Below are 15,339 nucleotides of genomic sequence, written 5' to 3'. Positions count from 1 at the left end.
TCTTGCCTCCACGCGCGCGTGCCGCTCGCGTCAGCGGGTCTGCGGGGCGATGTCCTCGTACCCCTCGATCTCGCGCGGGCTGCGCGGGCCGGGGCCGACGTAGCGCGCGGACGGCCGCACCAGGCGTCCGGTGCGCTTCTGCTCCAGGATGTGCGCCGACCAGCCGGCGGTCCGGGCGCAGGTGAACATCGACGTGAACATGTGCGCCGGGACCTCGGCGAAGTCCAGCATGATCGCCGCCCAGAACTCCACGTTCGTCGCGAGGACACGGTCCGGACGACGGTTGTGCAGCTCCTCCAGCGCCGCCTTCTCCAGCGCCTCCGCCACCTCGAAGCGCGGCGCGCCCAGCTCCCGCGCGGTGCGCCGCAGCACCCGCGCGCGCGGGTCCTCGGCCCGGTACACCCGGTGGCCGAAGCCCATCAGCCGCTCGCCCTTGTCCAGGGCCTTCCGGACGTACGCCTCCGCGTCACCGGTGCGCTCGATCTCCTCGATCATCCCGAGCACGCGAGAGGGCGCGCCGCCGTGCAGCGGACCCGACATGGCGCCCACGGCACCGGAGAGGGCGGCGGACACGTCCGCGCCCGTCGAGGCGATGACGCGGGCGGTGAAGGTGGAGGCGTTCATGCCGTGCTCGGCGGCGGAGGTCCAGTAGGCGTCCACAGCCGCGACGTGCTTGGGGTCCGGCTCGCCGCGCCAGCGGATCATGAACCGCTCGACGATCGACTGCGCCTTGTCGATCTCGCTCTGCGGCACCATCGGCAGCCCCTGCCCGCGCGCGGACTGGGCGACGTACGACAGGGCCATCACCGCCGCCCGCGCGAGGTCGTCGCGGGCCTGCTCCTCGTCGATGTCGAGCAGCGGTTTCAGGCCCCACACCGGGGCGAGCATGGCGAGCGCCGACTGGACGTCCACGCGGATGTCGCCAGAGTGCACGGGGATCGGGAACGGCTCGGCGGCCGGCAGGCCGGGGTTGAAGGCGCCGTCGACGAGCAGTCCCCACACGTTGCCGAACGAGACGCTGCCCACCAGTTCCTCGATGTCGACGCCCCGGTACCGCAGGGCCCCGCCCTCCTTGTCGGGTTCGGCGATCTCCGTCTCGAACGCGACGACTCCTTCGAGTCCGGGTACGAAGTCGGACATCAGGCGGCTCCTCAGGTCGATTGCGGGGACTGCCGGAACGCGGGCGTGGCCGTGGCTCCGCGGTCGATCCCAGACGCGCGGTCCGCGGCGGTCACCCGGTGATGCCCCGGTCGGCCGGTGGTCACCCGGCCGCAACGGGCATCAGCACCATATCCCCGAGTGTCACGGTGCGGGAGGGGCTGCGGCACTCAGTGCCACACATAGCCGTACGCGCATACGGCAAGATGACCGCGTGACCGACCACGAGCCCCTCCTCGACCCGGCGGCGATGCGCAAGCACTACCGCGTCGAGGGCGTCGACGAGACCGAACTGGCCGCACACCCGATGGACCAGTTCAGAAACTGGTTCGAGCACGCCGCGCTGGCCGCCGCGCACGGACCGGTCTACGAACCCAACGCGATGGTCGTCTCCACGGCCGACGCCGAGGGCCGCCCCAGCTCCCGCACGGTCCTGCTGAAGCAGTACGACGAGCAGGGCTTCGTCTTCTACACGAACTACGACTCCCGCAAGGCCCGCGACCTCGCCGAGAACCCGTACGTCTCGCTGCTCTTCCCCTGGCACCCGCTCGCCCGCCAGGTCGTCGTCACCGGCACCGCCCGCCGCACGGGCCGCGACGAGACCGCCGCCTACTTCCGCACCCGGCCGCACGGCTCGCAGCTCGGCGCCTGGGCGAGCGCCCAGTCCTCGGTGATCCCCTCCCGAGGGGAACTGGAGGCGTCGTACGCGGAGTTGAGCGCCCGGTATCCCGAGGGCGAGCAGGTTCCGGTGCCGCCGCACTGGGGCGGCTTCCGTGTCGCCCCTCAGATGGTCGAGTTCTGGCAGGGCCGCGAGAACCGGCTGCACGACCGGCTGCGCTACGTCGCCGAGCCGGACGGCACCTGGCGCGTGGAGCGCCTCAGCCCGTGACCCCGGAACGCAGACGACCCGCGAGCTCGGGTCCCCCCGCCACGAGGCGGAGAAGCCGGCCGGACGTACCGGCGAGCTCGCGGGTCGGGTGACTGCGCTGAATTGGGCCGGCTGCGCGCAACTCACACGCGCGGGTCCGGCACCGCACTGGGCGTGGTGCCGGGCGCTAGCCCGCAGCCACCTCGCGCGTCCGGGTTTCACTCATGTACCCGATCACCTCCTTTCCCACGTAAGCGCCACCATAGGAAGCAACGGGGACGGGCTCAACTGTTTTTCCGAGACGGTGAGAGACGTCGAGCCGACCGGCTCCGCACAACGATTGACTCAATCTTGCGGGAACCAAGTGTGTGCTGCGTCACGTTCGAGTTGAATGAGGGGCAGTGAGCGAGCGCACTGCCGCGCTGTACGTGCGGACGCAGGCTGCAGGGGGTCCAGGTGAGTGCATCCCGGCGTAGTGGGACCACCGACGAACTGGGGGAGGACGGGGGCGGATCCGATCTGCTCGCCGCCCTGCTGGAGGGGATGGACGCGGCCCTGTGTGCCTTCGACGCGGACGGGGCCGTGACGCACTGGAACCGGGAGGCCGAGCGGATCCTCGGATGGACCGCGGCCGAGGCCGTGGGCCGCAAGGGGTTCGCGGGCTGGGCGGTGCGCCGCGCCGATGCCGGGGAGGTCGAGGAGCGGCTGCTGTCCGCCATGCACGCGCCCGGCCGCCAGGTGCACGAGTTCGCGCTCGTCACCAAGGACGGCGGACGGGTGCTCGTACGGACCCAGTCCGCCGCCGTACGCGGACCGGACGGCAAGCCGGCGGGGGTGTACTGCGCGTTCAGCGAGGTGCACGCGCAGATGGACCTGGAGCGGTCCATCGCGCTGAGCGAGGCGCTGTTCGAGGACGCGTCGTGGGGCGTCGTGCTGGTCGACGCGGATCTGCGCCCGGCCGTCGTGAACACCTACGCGGCCCGGGCGCTGGGCATCGGGCGTACGTCCGTGCTGGGGCGGCCGCTCGGCGAGCTGCTCGCCCGGGGCGTCGAGGAGTTGGAAGGCGCGCTCACCCATGTGCTCGCCGAGGGCGCCCCGCCCGCGCCCGCCGAGATGTGGGTCACCGTGCGCACGCCCGAGGGCGAGAAGCGGCGCTGCTGGCGCAGTTCCTTCGTACGGCTGGCCTCGCCGCTCGCCGAGGAGCCGGTCCCGCTCGGGGTCGGCTGGCTGTTCGAGGACGTGACCGAGGCCAAGCAGGGCGAGCAGGAGGCGGCCCAGCTGCGCTTCCGCACCAACCAGCTGCAGCGGGCGGCCCGCGCCGCCGCCGAGTGCGAGAACCCGGCGGAGGCGGTCACCGTCCATCTGGACTTCGCCCTCGCCGGCTTCGCCGACCACGCGCTGATCGACCGGGTGGCGGGCGCGGCCGGGGACGAGGGCGCGGCGCCGGGGCCGGTGCGGCTGGTGCGGGTGGCGGCCACGCCGTCCGGGGCGCCCGGCCCCAGTGCGCTCACCGGCCAGGCCGGCCTGCCCGTGCGCTACCCGCCGGGGCACCCGGCCCTCCAGTGCGCCGAGCGGGCCGGGACGGTGCGCGCGGACGCCGGCGGCGCGGCGATGGCCGAGCAGGTCCGGGACTGGGCGCGGGAGCGCCAGTGGCCGGACGACGGCGTGCACGCCCTGTGCGCCGTGCTGCGCAGCCGGGGCCGCACGCTGGGCGTGGTGACCTTCCTGCGCGGGGCCGGCCGCAGCCGCTTCGAGCGGTCGGACGCGGCGTACGCGGAGGACGTCGCGGCGCGGATCGGCGCGGCACTGGACCTGGCGCGGGTGGTGAGGGAGGACGGCAGCTAGGCGCGGTCCCCGTCGGTCAGCGCTGGTAGAAGATCCGGTCCCGGTACGTGTCGAGGATCCGTCTGTTCCACTCGTGGCCGCCGTCGATGTTCCCCGAGCGCAGCAGCGGCGGCTCGACACCGCGCTCGGCCAGGGCGGTCGCCGCCGTGGCCACGACCGCCTGGAGGAGCGCGGAGGTGACGACCGTGGAGGCGGGGGCGAAGGGGGCCGGAATGGTGTCGTGGGTGAGTTCCGCGTCGCCGATCGCGATCTTCGAGTCGAGGACGACGTCGCAGTGGTCCGTCAGATACGTCCCCGAGCTGTGCCGGGACGTCGTCTCCGCGGCGTACGCCACCGAGGTCACGCCGATGACCTTGACGCCCCGCGCGCGGGCGGCCATCGCCATCTCCACGGGGAGGGCGTTGCGCCCGGAGAGCGAGATGATCACGAGGGCGTCGCCGGCGCGGAGCGGCGAGGTGTCGAGGACGGCGCTCGCGAGACCGTCGACGCGTTCGAGGGCGGAGCCGAGCGTGGCGGGGACGACGTCGACGCCCACGACGCCGGGCACGGCGAGCAGGTTCATCAGGGCGAGTCCGCCCGCGCGGTACACGACGTCCTGCGCGGCGAGGGAGGAGTGCCCGGCGCCGAAGGCGAACAGCCGGCCACCGGCCTCGACGGTGTCCGCGAGCAGGGCGCCCGCCGACCGGACGGCCTCCGCCTCCTCCCGGCGGACCCGCTCCAGCAGCCCGATGGCGGCGTCGAAGAACCGCTCGGCCGACGTCCCGTCACTCATACGGTGCCCCTTCGCAGCGCCAGTGTCGCGGCTCACCGTGGTGTTCGGACCGGGGCGCTGTCAATACGGCCGGGCCTTGGGCCGTAGGGTGCCGCGGGCCGCCGCGCACGCCCGCCCGCGGGCGCCCGAGGGGTTTCGGCGGGACGGCACGGTTGTCAGTGGTATGCGTCAGAATTGAAGCCAGGGCCAGCGCACGCGCCGGAGAGCGGTGAGCTTCCGGCAGAGGTAATCGAGGGGCACGTATGTCCGGACTGATCGACACCACGGAGATGTATCTCCGCACCATCCTCGAGCTCGAAGAGGAAGGCGTGGTCCCCATGCGCGCCCGCATCGCCGAGCGGCTCGACCAGAGCGGGCCGACGGTGAGCCAGACGGTGGCGCGGATGGAGCGCGACGGTCTGGTGTCCGTGGCCAGCGACCGGCACCTGGAGCTCACCGACGAGGGCCGCCGCCTGGCCACGCGCGTGATGCGCAAGCACCGGCTCGCCGAGTGCCTGCTCGTCGACGTGATCGGCCTGGAGTGGGAGCAGGTGCACGCGGAGGCCTGCCGCTGGGAGCACGTGATGAGCGAGGCGGTGGAGCGCCGCGTCCTGGAGCTGCTGCGCCACCCGACCGAGTCGCCGTACGGCAACCCCATCCCGGGCCTGGAGGAGCTGGGCGAGAAGGACGGCGCCGACCCGTTCCTCGACGAGGGCATGGTGTCGCTGGCCGACCTGGAGCCGGGCGCGGACGGCAAGACGGTCGTCGTACGGCGCATCGGCGAGCCCATCCAGACCGACGCGCAGCTGATGCACACGCTGCGCCGCGCGGGTGTGCAGCCGGGCTCGGTGGTGAGTGTGACGGAGTCCGCGGGCGGGGTGCTCGTGGGCAGCGGCGGTGAGGCGGCGGAGCTGGCGGCGGACATCGCCTCGCACGTGTTCGTCGCCAAGCGCTGAGCCGGGCGCTGATTTCGGCCGGCCTGTGGGCAACCCGGCAACCCCAAAAGGTCGTCAATTGACGTGACCGGCGAGGTGGTTGTGGCGTTCTGACGAACGGCGCCGAATCTGCAATTCAGTGCGCCGAAAGGCAGCGCTCGGACGAATCCCGTGCCAGGCTGTCGCGATAGGCATATGACCGAAGGGGAGCGGAATGGGCCGCAGACATGGGGTGGGCCCCGGCGCCGTACGACGCCGGGGCCTGTCCTCCCCTGTGCTGACCCGGAGCCCCGAGCTCTCAGGGTCATTCCCCTCGGACCGTTTTTCCCCGAGCGGTCCGCCTCCCGGGGAAGACTCCCCTCGGGGGAGGGGATCATTCCAAAAAAGGGGTCACCCAAATGAGGGGTGTTGTCTACGGAGGCTGCATTTTCGAATAGCCATTCGATAGCGTGCGGAGGGATGTGGCCACGGGGGAGCGTGGAGACACCCACGGCAGGGCAGCAGCGGCAGGACAGCGGTACGAGTCAGGCAGGACCCGGAGCAGGACCGGCGGGCACGAGCGGCGCGCGGGCCGAGCGGAGCTAGGGGGGTGCCAGGACCCATGGCACGGCGTATCGACGTGACGGGAGCAGGTGGCGTACGCCTCGCCGCCTGGGATTTCGCGGACCCTCCCAAGGCGGACCCAGAGCACCATCCCGGAGTGCTGTTGCTGCACGGCCTGATGGGCCGGGCCTCGCACTGGGCGTCCACCGCCCGCTGGCTCTCCGAGCGGCACCGGGCCGTGGCCCTCGACCAGCGCGGCCACGGGCAGAGCGACAAGCTCCCGCAGGCCGCCCTCAGCCGCGAGGCGTACGTCGAGGACGCGGAGGCGGCCCTCGAACAGCTCGGGCTGGGCCCGGCCGTGCTCATCGGCCACGCCATGGGCGCGCTCACCGCCTGGCAGCTCGCCGCGAAGCGGCCCGACCTGGTGCGCGGGCTGGTCATCTGCGACATGCGGGCCTCCGCGCTCGGCGCGGCCTCGCAGCGGGAGTGGGCCGACTGGTTCAAGTCGTGGCCCGTTCCGTTCGCCACGATCGCCGACGTCCGCAAGTGGTTCGGCGAGGACGATCCCTGGGTGGAGCGGCCGAGCCCGGCGCGCGGCGAGTTCTACGCCGAGGTGATGCACGAGTTCCCCGACGGCTGGCGCCCCGTCTTCGAGCCGGACCAGATGCTCCGGTCCCGGGAGACGTGGGTGTACGACGCGCACTGGGAGGAGCTGGCCCAGGTCCAGTGCCCGACGCTGGTCGTCCGCGGCCTCGACGGCGAGCTGGGGCGGGCGGAGGCGCAGGAGATGGTCCGCGTGCTGCCCCAGGGCGAGTACGCGGAGATCGCCGACGCCGGGCATCTCGTTCCCTACGATCAGCCGGAGGCGTGGCGGGGGGCGATCGAGCCGTTCCTGGAGCGGGTGCTTGCGTCGTAGGGCGGGGCGCCTGGTCGTTTGCGTGGTTTCGGTTGAGTGGCGGGTGCGGGTTCGTTGTGGCTGGTCGCGCAGTTCCTCGCGCCCCTGGGGGTGGCAGTGCCCGGCGTTATCGGGTCCCGTCGGCTTCCCCGCGCCGACTGGTCTCAGCCCTTGCTCACCGCCGTCAGGATCTCCGGCAGGTGGCTCGCCGTGCGTGGGGCCGCCAGGCGTAGGCCCAGCAGCGTGACCGTCGTCCCGTAGGCCGCGCCCGTCGGGAGGAGGAGCCAGGTCCAGGCGTCGCCGTCCGCGCTGATGTTCAGCCAGATGGTGAGGGTGATGACCGGGGCGCACAGGAGGGCCGCCGCGACCATGCCGCCGAAGATCGAGATCCAGGCCAGGCCCGCCTGCCCCGGGGCCACGTTCTTGTGGCCCTCCTGCGGGATCGAGTACGGGAAGCGGGCCGAGGCCCACGCGCCCGTCGCCAGCATCGCGCCGAGCAGGGCGAAGGACAGGCCGAGGACCTCAGGCAGCCGCGACCAGGCGCCGAGCATGGCGGTGGTCAGGACGGTCACGAGCGTCGCGTACGGCAGGGTGACGACGAGCAGGGCCAACGCCCGCCCGCGCAGCTCCAGACAGGCGTCCCGGCGGGAGGAGATGGTCATGGCCACCATCCAGAACGCGGACGTGTCCTGCCCGAACTGGTTGTACATCTGGATGCCGAGCATCCCCGCGGCGAAGCACGCGAAGTAGATCGAGCCCCGGCCCTGGAGCGCGTTGAACACCGGCACGATGAGGCCGATGGCCAGGGAGGTGATCCAGGCCGCCTTGGTCTTGGGGTCGCGCCAGATGTAGCGCAGGGAGCGCTCCATGACCGTGCCCGTGCGGCCCGCGGGCAGCAGCCGGCCGAGGCCGGCAGAGGTGCGCTCGCGCGCGGCGGAGTCCTCGGGCTGGATCGTGGAGCCGTCCGGCGCGGTCATCAGCCGCGTCAGGCTGCCCGCCCACACCGTGACCAGCAGCGCCAGCGCGGCCGCGGTCAGCAGCAGTTGGACGGCGGCCGTCCCGTACGCCCCCTCGCTCACCGAGTGCACCGCGCCCACCGCGGACGCCGGCGGCAGCCAGCGCACCACGTCGGCCACCGGGTCGAGCTGACCGAGACCGGCCGAACCGAGGCGCTGCGCCCCGAAGTTGACCAGCTGGGCGCCGACCGCGATGACCAGTCCGCTGAGCACGGCCAGGTCGCGGCCCTTGCGGCTGGTCAGCAGCCGTACGTTGGCCGCGGCGACCGCGCGCGCGAGCGCCACGCACACCAGCAGGGCCAGCGGGACGGCCACGACGGCGGTGACCCAGGCCGCCGCCCCGTGCGCCACCGACACCGCGCCGCCGGTCAGCAGGAGCAGCGTGGCCAGCGGGCCGATGCCGACCAGGGACGCGACCAGCAGGGCCCGCGCCAGCGGACGCGGCCGCAGGGGCAGCATCACCAGCCGGGTCGGGTCGAGCGTCTCGTCGCCGCCCGGGAAGAACAGCGGCATCACGGCCCAGCCCAGCGCGAGCACGACCGTGCCCAGGACGGCGACGACGTCGGCGTGGGCGTGTCCGCGCAGGAAGACCAGCCCGAGGAACTGCGTCGCGGTGAACAGCAGCGCGCCGAGGCCACCGAGGATGAACGCGGTCTGCCGGCCCGTGGACTGCCTGAGCCCGTTGCGCAGCAGCGACAGCTTCAGCCGGACGACGGTGGCGGTCACGGAGGCCCGGGACGGCGTGCTCGCGGCGGCGGTAAGAGGCGTGGGGGAGTCGAGGCTCGTCATCGGGCCGCCCCGCCGCCCAGCCAGTCCAGGTCCGCGCCGGCGTGCCGCCCGCGCGCGCCGACCAGGTCCAGGAACGCGTCCTGGAGCGTGGCGTGTTCCCCGCGCACCTCGGCCAGCGTGCCGGTCGCGCGGATGCGGCCCGCGGCCAGCACGGCCACCCAGTCGCACAGCGACTCGACGAGTTCCATCACGTGGGAGGAGAAGACGACGGTGGCGCCGGAGGCCGTGTAGCGCTCCAGGACGCCCCGGATGGTCTGCGCGGACACCGGGTCGACGCCCTCGAACGGCTCATCCAGGAAGAGGACTTCGGGGTTGTGCAGGAGTGCGGCCGCGAGCCCGATCTTCTTGCGCATGCCGGTGGAGTAGTCGACGACCAGTTTGTGCTGGGACCCGGCCAGGTCGAGTATGTCGAGCAGTTGCGTGGCCCGTTTGTCCGTCTCGGCGCCGGGCAGGCCCCGCAACCGCCCGCAGTAGCCGAGCAGTTCACGGCCCGACAGCCGCTCGAAGAGCCGCAGCCCCTCGGGCAGCACGCCGATGCGGGCCTTGACCGCCACCGGGTCCCGCCACACGTCGTGGCCCACGACCTCGACGGTCCCCTGGTCCGGCCTGAGCAGCCCGGTCACCATCGAGAGCGTGGTGGTCTTCCCCGCTCCGTTGGGCCCGACCAGTCCGATGAACTTCCCGGCGGGCAGCTCCAGATCGATCCCGGCGACGGCGACCTGCTGGCCGAACCGCTTCCACAGACCGCTTACGCGTACGGCGGCTGCGCCCGCCTCTGTTCCCTCCGTCATGCGAAGACCCTACGGGGGACGGCCCTCCGGCGGGGCAGGGCGGTCAGCGGTCGCGGCCGCAGGCGTAGGCGAGGGCCGGGATCAGCTCGTCGGCGTCGGGCAGCCAGCGGTTGGCGGGCGTGGGGCGGCACGCCCACTGCACGGCGCCGCCGAGGCCGTACCGGGTGGGCGGGGCGGCGACGTAGCCGCCCTCGCCGAGCGCGACCAGGTCGAGCGAGGCCGGCGACCAGCCGAGCGTGCGCACCAGGTCCGGCACCTTCGCCGAGGCGCCGGGCAGCACGAAGAAGTGCGTGCGCCGGTCCGGGGAGAGCGTCACCGGCCCCAGCGTCAGCCCCATCCGCCGCATCCGGGCCAGCGCGAGCAACCCGGCGCTCTCCGGGACGGACAGCGCGTCGAAGGTACGTCCGGTCGGCAGGAGGATGGACGCGGCCGGATGCTGCTGCCACATCCGCCGGGCGGTGGTCGCGCTGCCGGTCGCCTGCGTCGCCCAGTCGTCGCGCGCCGGGTGTGCGCCGGGCGCCGCGCACGCCGCCTCGCCGCACGAGCAGCGCCGTACCCCGTCGGCGGACTCCAGCCAGGTGCCGGGGAACACCTCCCAGTGGCGTTCCTCGACGTAGCGAACGGCGGTCTCCAGCAACGATTCCCCGCGCTGCTGCGGGATCTGGGCGGCATGGGCGGCCGGGATCGTCTCTTCCACGACCCACTCAACTGCCGCGCCCACCGCGGGTTACGGCCCCTCACGCGTGCCCTTGCGCGCGCGGGAGACGCATCGATTCCGCAGGGGGAGGAGCGCCGGTCCGCCCAACGGGGCGCATGGATGCATCCGCAGGGGCGCGCGGGAGGAAGCGGACCGGGGGCGGGTAGCCAAGGGGAGGGGAAGCATGGGCGCTTACCCCGGCAATCCTCCCATGCCTCGCATTGTCGGTATGTCCACGGGGCATCGATCTTCAAGGCCGGACTTTTCGCCACCGCGGCGGACGGCCGCGCAAGGCAACACGATCCGGTGCACGGGCAGCACCGCAGCCACAGGCGAGCGAGCCGAAGGGGAGAGCCGCCGGAAAGCAGGGGGTACGCCATGGCCGCAAGGCCTCTCGTCGCGCGGCAGCCGAACGAACGGCTGCAGGCGCTCATCCAGGAAGCGGGATGCTCGAACGCCGGGCTGGCCCGCCGGGTCAACATGTGCGGCGCCGAGCACGGACTCGACCTGCGCTACGACAAGACGTCCGTGGCGCGCTGGCTGCGCGGACAGCAACCGCGGGGCCGCGCACCGGCGATCATCGCCGAGGCGCTCGGCCGCAAGCTGGGCCGTACGGTCACCATCGACGAGATCGGCATGGCCAACGGCAAGAACCTCGCCTCCGGCGTCGGCCTGCAGTTCTCGCCGACGGTCCTCGGCGCCATCGAGCAGGTCTGCGAGCTGTGGCGCAGCGACGTGGGCCGCAGGGACTTCCTGTCCGGCTCGTCCGCCGCCGCGTCCGCGCTGGTCGAGCCCAGCCGCGACTGGCTGATCACGGCACCGGACGCCCAGGTGGCGCGCCAGGCGGGGCCGCGCGTGGGGCAGTCCGACGTGGCCGCCGTCCGCGCCATGACCCAGGCGCTGACCGGCCTCGACCACCAGTACGGCAGCGGGCATGTGCGCCCCGTCGTCGTGCACTACCTCAACAGCGTCGTCTCCGGCCTGCTCGCCGGCTCCTACCGGGAGGCGGTCGGCCGCGATCTGTTCGCGGCGGTGGCCCGACTGACCGAACTCGCCGGTTACATGGCCGTCGACACCGGCCAACCGGGGCTGGCCCAGCGCTACTACATCCAGTCGCTGCGCCTGGCGCAGGCGGCGGGCGACCGCGGGTACGGCGGCTATGTGCTCGCCGCGTCCATGAGCCATCTCGCCGCGCAGCTCGGAAACCCGCGCGAGATCGCGCAGTTGGCGCGCGCCGCCCAGGAGGGCGCGCGCGGTCGGGTCCCCCCGCGCGCGGAGGCGATGTTCCACGCCGCCGAGGCGCGCGGGCACGCGTTGATGGGCGACGTACGGGCGGCCCAGGTGGCGTCCGGGCGGGCCGTCGCCGCCATGGAGGCGGCCGATCCGGCGGCGGGGGACGACCCGGTGTGGATCGCGCACTTCGACCAGGCCTATCTGGCCGACGAGTTGGCGCACTGCCACCGTGACCTGGGCCAGGCCGAGGCGGCGGCCCGCTGCGCGCAGGAGTCGCTGGACGGCCACCCCGAGACGCGGGCGCGGCGGCGGGCCATCGGCTATGTGCTGCTCGCCACCGCCCAGGTCCAGCAGCGCGAGGTCGAACAGGGCTGCCATACGGCGCTCAGGGCGGTCGAGTTGCTGGAGAAGCTGCGCTCCAACCGGGGCGCCGAGTATCTGGAGGACTTCCAGCAGCGGCTGGAGCCGTACCGGGACGAGGCGGTGGTACGGGAGTTCGGCGCGCGGCTGGATCTGCGGACCGCCGCGTGAGAGCCGCCGGACGGGCGAGAGGTGACATACGCAGGTGACATAAGTAACGGCCTGGGGACCGCTTTTGTTACCGTGGTCACAGGTGAGTTTGTTGCAACTGTCACAGGGAAAAAGATCTCGCCCGGTGCGGCGTGGCACCCGGCTCGGGGGACCCGGTAGCGTGAGCCGACATTCCGAAGTCCCCCATTCGTAGGAGTCCCGGTGACGCAGAGTGGACAGGGCGAGCCCGCACGCGAAGGCATCGTGCTGCCCTCCGACGGTGGCGAGCCCCTGCTGCCGGGCATACCGGGCGGTGGCCCCGCCCACCCGGTCGCCCCGGTCGGCCCGAGCCCGGCCGCGGCCCCGTCCGGAGGTCAGGCGTGGGGCCAGCCGTGGGGGCCCGAGCAGCAGCAGCCCCAGCACGACCAGGGCCACGCCTGGGGCCCGCCGCCCGCCCAGGAGTGGGGCACCCCGGAGCAGCAGCCCGTGCAGTGGCACCAGTCCGGTCAGGACGCCTCCGGCGCCGGCGCCCTGCCGCCCGAGGGCTCCCCGTACGGCGGCCAGGCCTACGGCGCGGGCGCGCAGCCCCCGTACGGCCAGGGCGCCCCCGATCCGCGCCAGCCGTACCTCCCCGGCGGTCACGCGGCCGCGGCGCCGCTGCCGCCCGCCGCGCCCCCGCTGCCTCCGGCCGCCGGCGGCGCCAACCCCTACCTCGCGCCCGGCGCCCCCGCCATGGCCGACGGCGCCACCCAGTACCTGCCGCCGGTGGCCGCCTCCGCGCCCGCCGACGACGGGGCCACCCAGTTCCTGCCGCCCGTGGGTCCGGGGGCGCTGCCGCCCGAGGCCGGGGGCGCGCAGACGCAGTTCCTGGGCCACGGCGCGCAGCCGCAGCCGCAGCCGTCCGCCGGTGCGGACGCCACCCAGTACATCCCTCCGGTCGCCGGCGGGTACGGCGCGGGCGGGGACCGGCAGCCGCCCGCCGAGTTCGACAACCTCTTCCGCGGGGACGCCGGCATGCCCGCGTTCACCCAGCAGCTTCCGCAGGTCCAGCCGCAGACCCCCTACGGTCAGCCGCAGGCCCCCTACGGTCAGCCGCAGGCCCCCTACGGTCAGCCGCAGGCCCCCTACGGTCAGCCGCAGACCCCCTACGGTCAGCCGCAGACTCCCTACGGCCAGCCGCCGGCGTACGCCCCGGTGGACGGGGGCGGCCGGGGCGGCGGGCGCACCGGCTCGCGCGTGCCGGTCATCGCCGCCGTCGGCGTCGGCATCGTCGTCCTCGGCATCGGCGCCGGTGCGCTGCTGAGCGGCGGCGGGGACAGCGACAAGGACGAGGGCAAGAACAAGACCGTCGCCGCCTCCGCCCCCGCGGCCGAGGCGTCGCCCTCCACCGACGCGGCCCGCGAGCAGGCCGTCGCCCTGGACAAGCTGCTCTCCGACAGCGGCAGCAGCCGCGCCGCGGTGATCAACTCGGTGGCCGCCGTGAAGTCCTGCCGCAACCTCGGCCAGGCCGCCGCCGGCCTGCGCAACGCCGCCAAGCAGCGCACCGGCCTGGTCGCCAGCCTGTCCAAGCTGAACGTCGACCAGCTGCCGAACCACGCCGCGCTGACCGACGCCCTCACCAAGGCGTGGCAGGCCTCGGCCGCGGCCGACAACCACTACGCGGCGTGGGCCGGCCAGGTCGCCGGCAAGCACGGCTGCCACAAGGGCCAGGCCCGCAGCACCGCGCAGCAGCTGGCCGGCAACCGGGAGAGCGGCACCGCCAGCGCCCAGAAGGCCAAGGCGGCGTCGCTGTGGAACACGATCGCGAAGAAGTACGGCCTGACCCCGCGCCAGCCCACCCAGCTGTGAGCCGGCGCGGACGCGGCTGAGGCGGCCGGGACCGGTCCGCCTCAGCCGATGTCGGCGGCGTCCAGCATCCTCGTCACGTCCACGGCACCGCCGCGCCGGGCCGACACCAGCTGGCCCTGTCGTACGACCTGGAGCGTCACGTCGGTGTTGACCAGGCGGGGGAAGCCGACGGCGGCGAGCTTGCCGCCGTCGGACCAGTGGAGCGTGGGCGTGAGGCCGCCGGTGTTCACCCGGAGCCCGTCGTCGAGGGTGTGCCGCACGGTGTCGGCGCTCACCTCACCGGTGCCGAGCCTCTCCAGGACGGCCTTCAGCACCGTGTAGGCGATCCACGTGGTCTCCACTCCGGCGTCCGCGGGGTCGATGCGGTTGTCGCCGAAGGCCTGCTCGTTGATCACCTTCTTCATCGGGTCCCAGCGGGCGTCCGAGGCCACCGGGTACCAGCCCGTGATGTACGCCCCCTCGTACGGGCCGTTCGCGCCGCCCGTCGCGTTGATCACCGTCTGGTCGACGCTGCCGAGCACGGTGGCGGTCCGCACCGGCGCGAAGTCCGCGCGGGCGCGCCGGAAGGAGTCCATGAAGGTGTCCGTGCGGTCCCCGAGCGCGGGCACCACGCACCCCTTCTTCCCGACGGTCCCGGTCGCCTCGCGCAGCGCCCGGTCGGCGTGGCCGCCGTACTCGGTGGCGTCCTCGGGGGCGAGCTGGTCGTGCGCCGCCTGGTGGCTGCCGGACGTCAGGCCCGAGTCGAGCAGGGTGGGCAGCTCGTCGCCCGCGATGCTGTCGGGGCGTACCAGGGCGACGGGGCCGCAGCCGCCGGCGAGGGCCTTGCCGAGACCGGCGAGGAGCGTGGGCTGGCCGCCGTTGACCGGGTAGGAGACGGTGCTGGTGAACTCGTCGTTCGTGACGCCGTAGCCGCCTATGTAGGGGATGCCGGCGCTCTCCAGCGGGGCGAGGTAGGAGTCGCCGAACTGGCTGTAGGAGCCGACGACCGCGACGACGTCCGCGTCCACCGCGCGCCGGGCGCACTTCGCGGCGCCGACGTTGTCGTTGTGGTCGTTGCAGGTGAGGACCTTCAGCTCGCGGCCGACGATGCCGCCATGGGCGTTGATCCAGCGGGCGTAGGCGCGGGCCATGGCGGGCATGCCCGGCTTGTTGGTCGCCCCGGTCCCCTCCGGGGCCCACGTCATCACCTTGACGGTGTCGTCCCCGGCGCCCGCCGTGATGCCGGGGACGAGCCCGCAGCCGGCGATGAGTGACCCGCACGCCGCCAGCGCGGCCGCCGCCAGCGCGGCGGTTCTGACGGGCCGGGTGAGGGTGGGGAGGACGGTCTTGCGGGGGAGTCGCCTGCCGGTCATGGGCCCACACCATTCCGCCACATCACTAACCCGGCAGTGACCCGTGGTCAACTGCGGGTGACCCTGAGGTGAATTACGGGGGCCGGTCCGGGGCGCACGGCCGGGAAC

At 73.6% G+C, this 15,339-nt stretch carries 12 protein-coding genes; 6 read left to right on the top strand and 6 right to left on the bottom strand.

Features of this window, described 5'->3' with window-relative positions; all coding sequences use genetic code 11:
- Positions 1-30 precede the first annotated feature (30 nt).
- Positions 31-1,140 (bottom strand): citrate synthase 2, encoded by a 1,110-nt coding sequence (locus QFZ74_RS13720; RefSeq protein ID WP_307621105.1) that lies wholly within the window; start codon positions 1,138-1,140, stop codon positions 31-33.
- A 268-nt stretch (positions 1,141-1,408) separates the two neighbouring features.
- On the opposite strand from QFZ74_RS13720, the gene pdxH reads away from it, so the two are divergent.
- Together pdxH and QFZ74_RS13710 are read left to right on the top strand one after the other, a co-directional pair.
- The gene (gene pdxH / locus QFZ74_RS13715; RefSeq protein WP_373462481.1) at positions 1,409-2,047 is read left to right on the top strand and encodes a pyridoxamine 5'-phosphate oxidase; all 639 of its coding nucleotides are present in this window, start codon (positions 1,409-1,411) and stop codon (positions 2,045-2,047) included.
- A 435-nt stretch (positions 2,048-2,482) separates the two neighbouring features.
- Complete coding sequence (locus QFZ74_RS13710) at positions 2,483-3,871, top strand: PAS domain-containing protein (RefSeq protein ID WP_307621103.1); 1,389 nt, start codon at positions 2,483-2,485, stop codon at positions 3,869-3,871.
- A gap of 16 nt (positions 3,872-3,887) precedes the next feature.
- Here the strand turns inward: QFZ74_RS13710 and QFZ74_RS13705 are convergent, their stop codons facing one another.
- Positions 3,888-4,643, bottom strand: a complete 756-nt coding sequence (locus QFZ74_RS13705; RefSeq protein ID WP_307621102.1) for an SIS domain-containing protein — start codon at positions 4,641-4,643, stop codon at positions 3,888-3,890.
- 242 nt (positions 4,644-4,885) lie between these two features.
- Between QFZ74_RS13705 and QFZ74_RS13700 the strand changes: the two genes are divergently transcribed.
- Together QFZ74_RS13700 and QFZ74_RS13695 are read left to right on the top strand one after the other, a co-directional pair.
- The gene (locus QFZ74_RS13700) at positions 4,886-5,578 is read left to right on the top strand and encodes a metal-dependent transcriptional regulator (protein ID WP_307621101.1); all 693 of its coding nucleotides are present in this window, start codon (positions 4,886-4,888) and stop codon (positions 5,576-5,578) included.
- Between the two features lie 580 nt (positions 5,579-6,158).
- Positions 6,159-7,016, top strand: a complete 858-nt coding sequence (locus QFZ74_RS13695) for an alpha/beta fold hydrolase (protein ID WP_307621100.1) — start codon at positions 6,159-6,161, stop codon at positions 7,014-7,016.
- Positions 7,017-7,159: 143 nt separating this feature from the next.
- Here QFZ74_RS13695 and QFZ74_RS13690 read toward each other — a convergent pair whose 3' ends face one another.
- From QFZ74_RS13690 to QFZ74_RS13680, 3 genes are read right to left on the bottom strand one after another with little or no spacing between them, the layout of a single operon-like run.
- The gene (locus QFZ74_RS13690; protein WP_307621099.1) at positions 7,160-8,800 is read right to left on the bottom strand and encodes a transporter; all 1,641 of its coding nucleotides are present in this window, start codon (positions 8,798-8,800) and stop codon (positions 7,160-7,162) included.
- Positions 8,797-9,591 carry an ABC transporter ATP-binding protein gene (locus QFZ74_RS13685; protein ID WP_307621098.1) on the bottom strand — a complete coding sequence of 265 codons (795 nt, stop codon included), beginning with the start codon at positions 9,589-9,591 and terminating at the stop codon, positions 8,797-8,799. Before QFZ74_RS13685 ends, QFZ74_RS13690 begins: the two co-directional genes overlap by 4 nt.
- Positions 9,592-9,634: 43 nt before the next feature.
- Entirely contained in the window at positions 9,635-10,288 is a 654-nt protein-coding gene (locus tag QFZ74_RS13680) for a bifunctional DNA primase/polymerase (protein ID WP_307621097.1), read from the bottom strand.
- Positions 10,289-10,666: 378 nt separating this feature from the next.
- Here QFZ74_RS13680 and QFZ74_RS13675 point away from each other — a divergent pair, with 378 nt between their 5' ends.
- Both QFZ74_RS13675 and QFZ74_RS13670 read left to right on the top strand, forming a co-directional pair.
- A complete protein-coding gene (locus QFZ74_RS13675) occupies positions 10,667-12,052 on the top strand; it encodes a transcriptional regulator (RefSeq protein WP_307621096.1) in 1,386 nt (461 codons plus the stop codon).
- Between the two features lie 201 nt (positions 12,053-12,253).
- Positions 12,254-13,879: a hypothetical protein gene (locus QFZ74_RS13670; protein ID WP_307621095.1), complete on the top strand. Its 1,626-nt coding sequence runs from the start codon at positions 12,254-12,256 to the stop codon at positions 13,877-13,879.
- 41 nt (positions 13,880-13,920) lie between these two features.
- Here QFZ74_RS13670 and QFZ74_RS13665 read toward each other — a convergent pair whose 3' ends face one another.
- Positions 13,921-15,231 carry an ABC transporter substrate-binding protein gene (locus QFZ74_RS13665; RefSeq protein ID WP_307621094.1) on the bottom strand — a complete coding sequence of 437 codons (1,311 nt, stop codon included), beginning with the start codon at positions 15,229-15,231 and terminating at the stop codon, positions 13,921-13,923.
- Between the last annotated feature and the right edge of the window lie 108 nt (positions 15,232-15,339).

This window comes from Streptomyces sp. V3I7, from assembly GCF_030817495.1.
Classification (GTDB): domain Bacteria; phylum Actinomycetota; class Actinomycetes; order Streptomycetales; family Streptomycetaceae; genus Streptomyces.
The sequence above is the reverse complement of the archived record's forward strand: the minus strand, read 5'-3'. Positions and strand labels throughout refer to the sequence as shown.

Coding starts and splice junctions, on each gene's coding strand:
- QFZ74_RS13720 (WP_307621105.1), bottom strand. CDS start 1,140: ATGTCCGACTTCGTACCCGGACTCGAAGGAGTCGTCGCGTTCGAGACG.
- QFZ74_RS13705 (WP_307621102.1), bottom strand. CDS start 4,643: ATGAGTGACGGGACGTCGGCCGAGCGGTTCTTCGACGCCGCCATCGGG.
- QFZ74_RS13685 (WP_307621098.1), bottom strand. CDS start 9,591: ATGACGGAGGGAACAGAGGCGGGCGCAGCCGCCGTACGCGTAAGCGGT.
- QFZ74_RS13675 (WP_307621096.1), top strand. CDS start 10,667: ATGGCCGCAAGGCCTCTCGTCGCGCGGCAGCCGAACGAACGGCTGCAG.
- QFZ74_RS13695 (WP_307621100.1), top strand. CDS start 6,159: ATGGCACGGCGTATCGACGTGACGGGAGCAGGTGGCGTACGCCTCGCC.
- QFZ74_RS13700 (WP_307621101.1), top strand. CDS start 4,886: ATGTCCGGACTGATCGACACCACGGAGATGTATCTCCGCACCATCCTC.
- QFZ74_RS13690 (WP_307621099.1), bottom strand. CDS start 8,800: ATGACGAGCCTCGACTCCCCCACGCCTCTTACCGCCGCCGCGAGCACG.
- QFZ74_RS13665 (WP_307621094.1), bottom strand. CDS start 15,231: ATGACCGGCAGGCGACTCCCCCGCAAGACCGTCCTCCCCACCCTCACC.
- pdxH (WP_373462481.1), top strand. CDS start 1,409: ATGCGCAAGCACTACCGCGTCGAGGGCGTCGACGAGACCGAACTGGCC.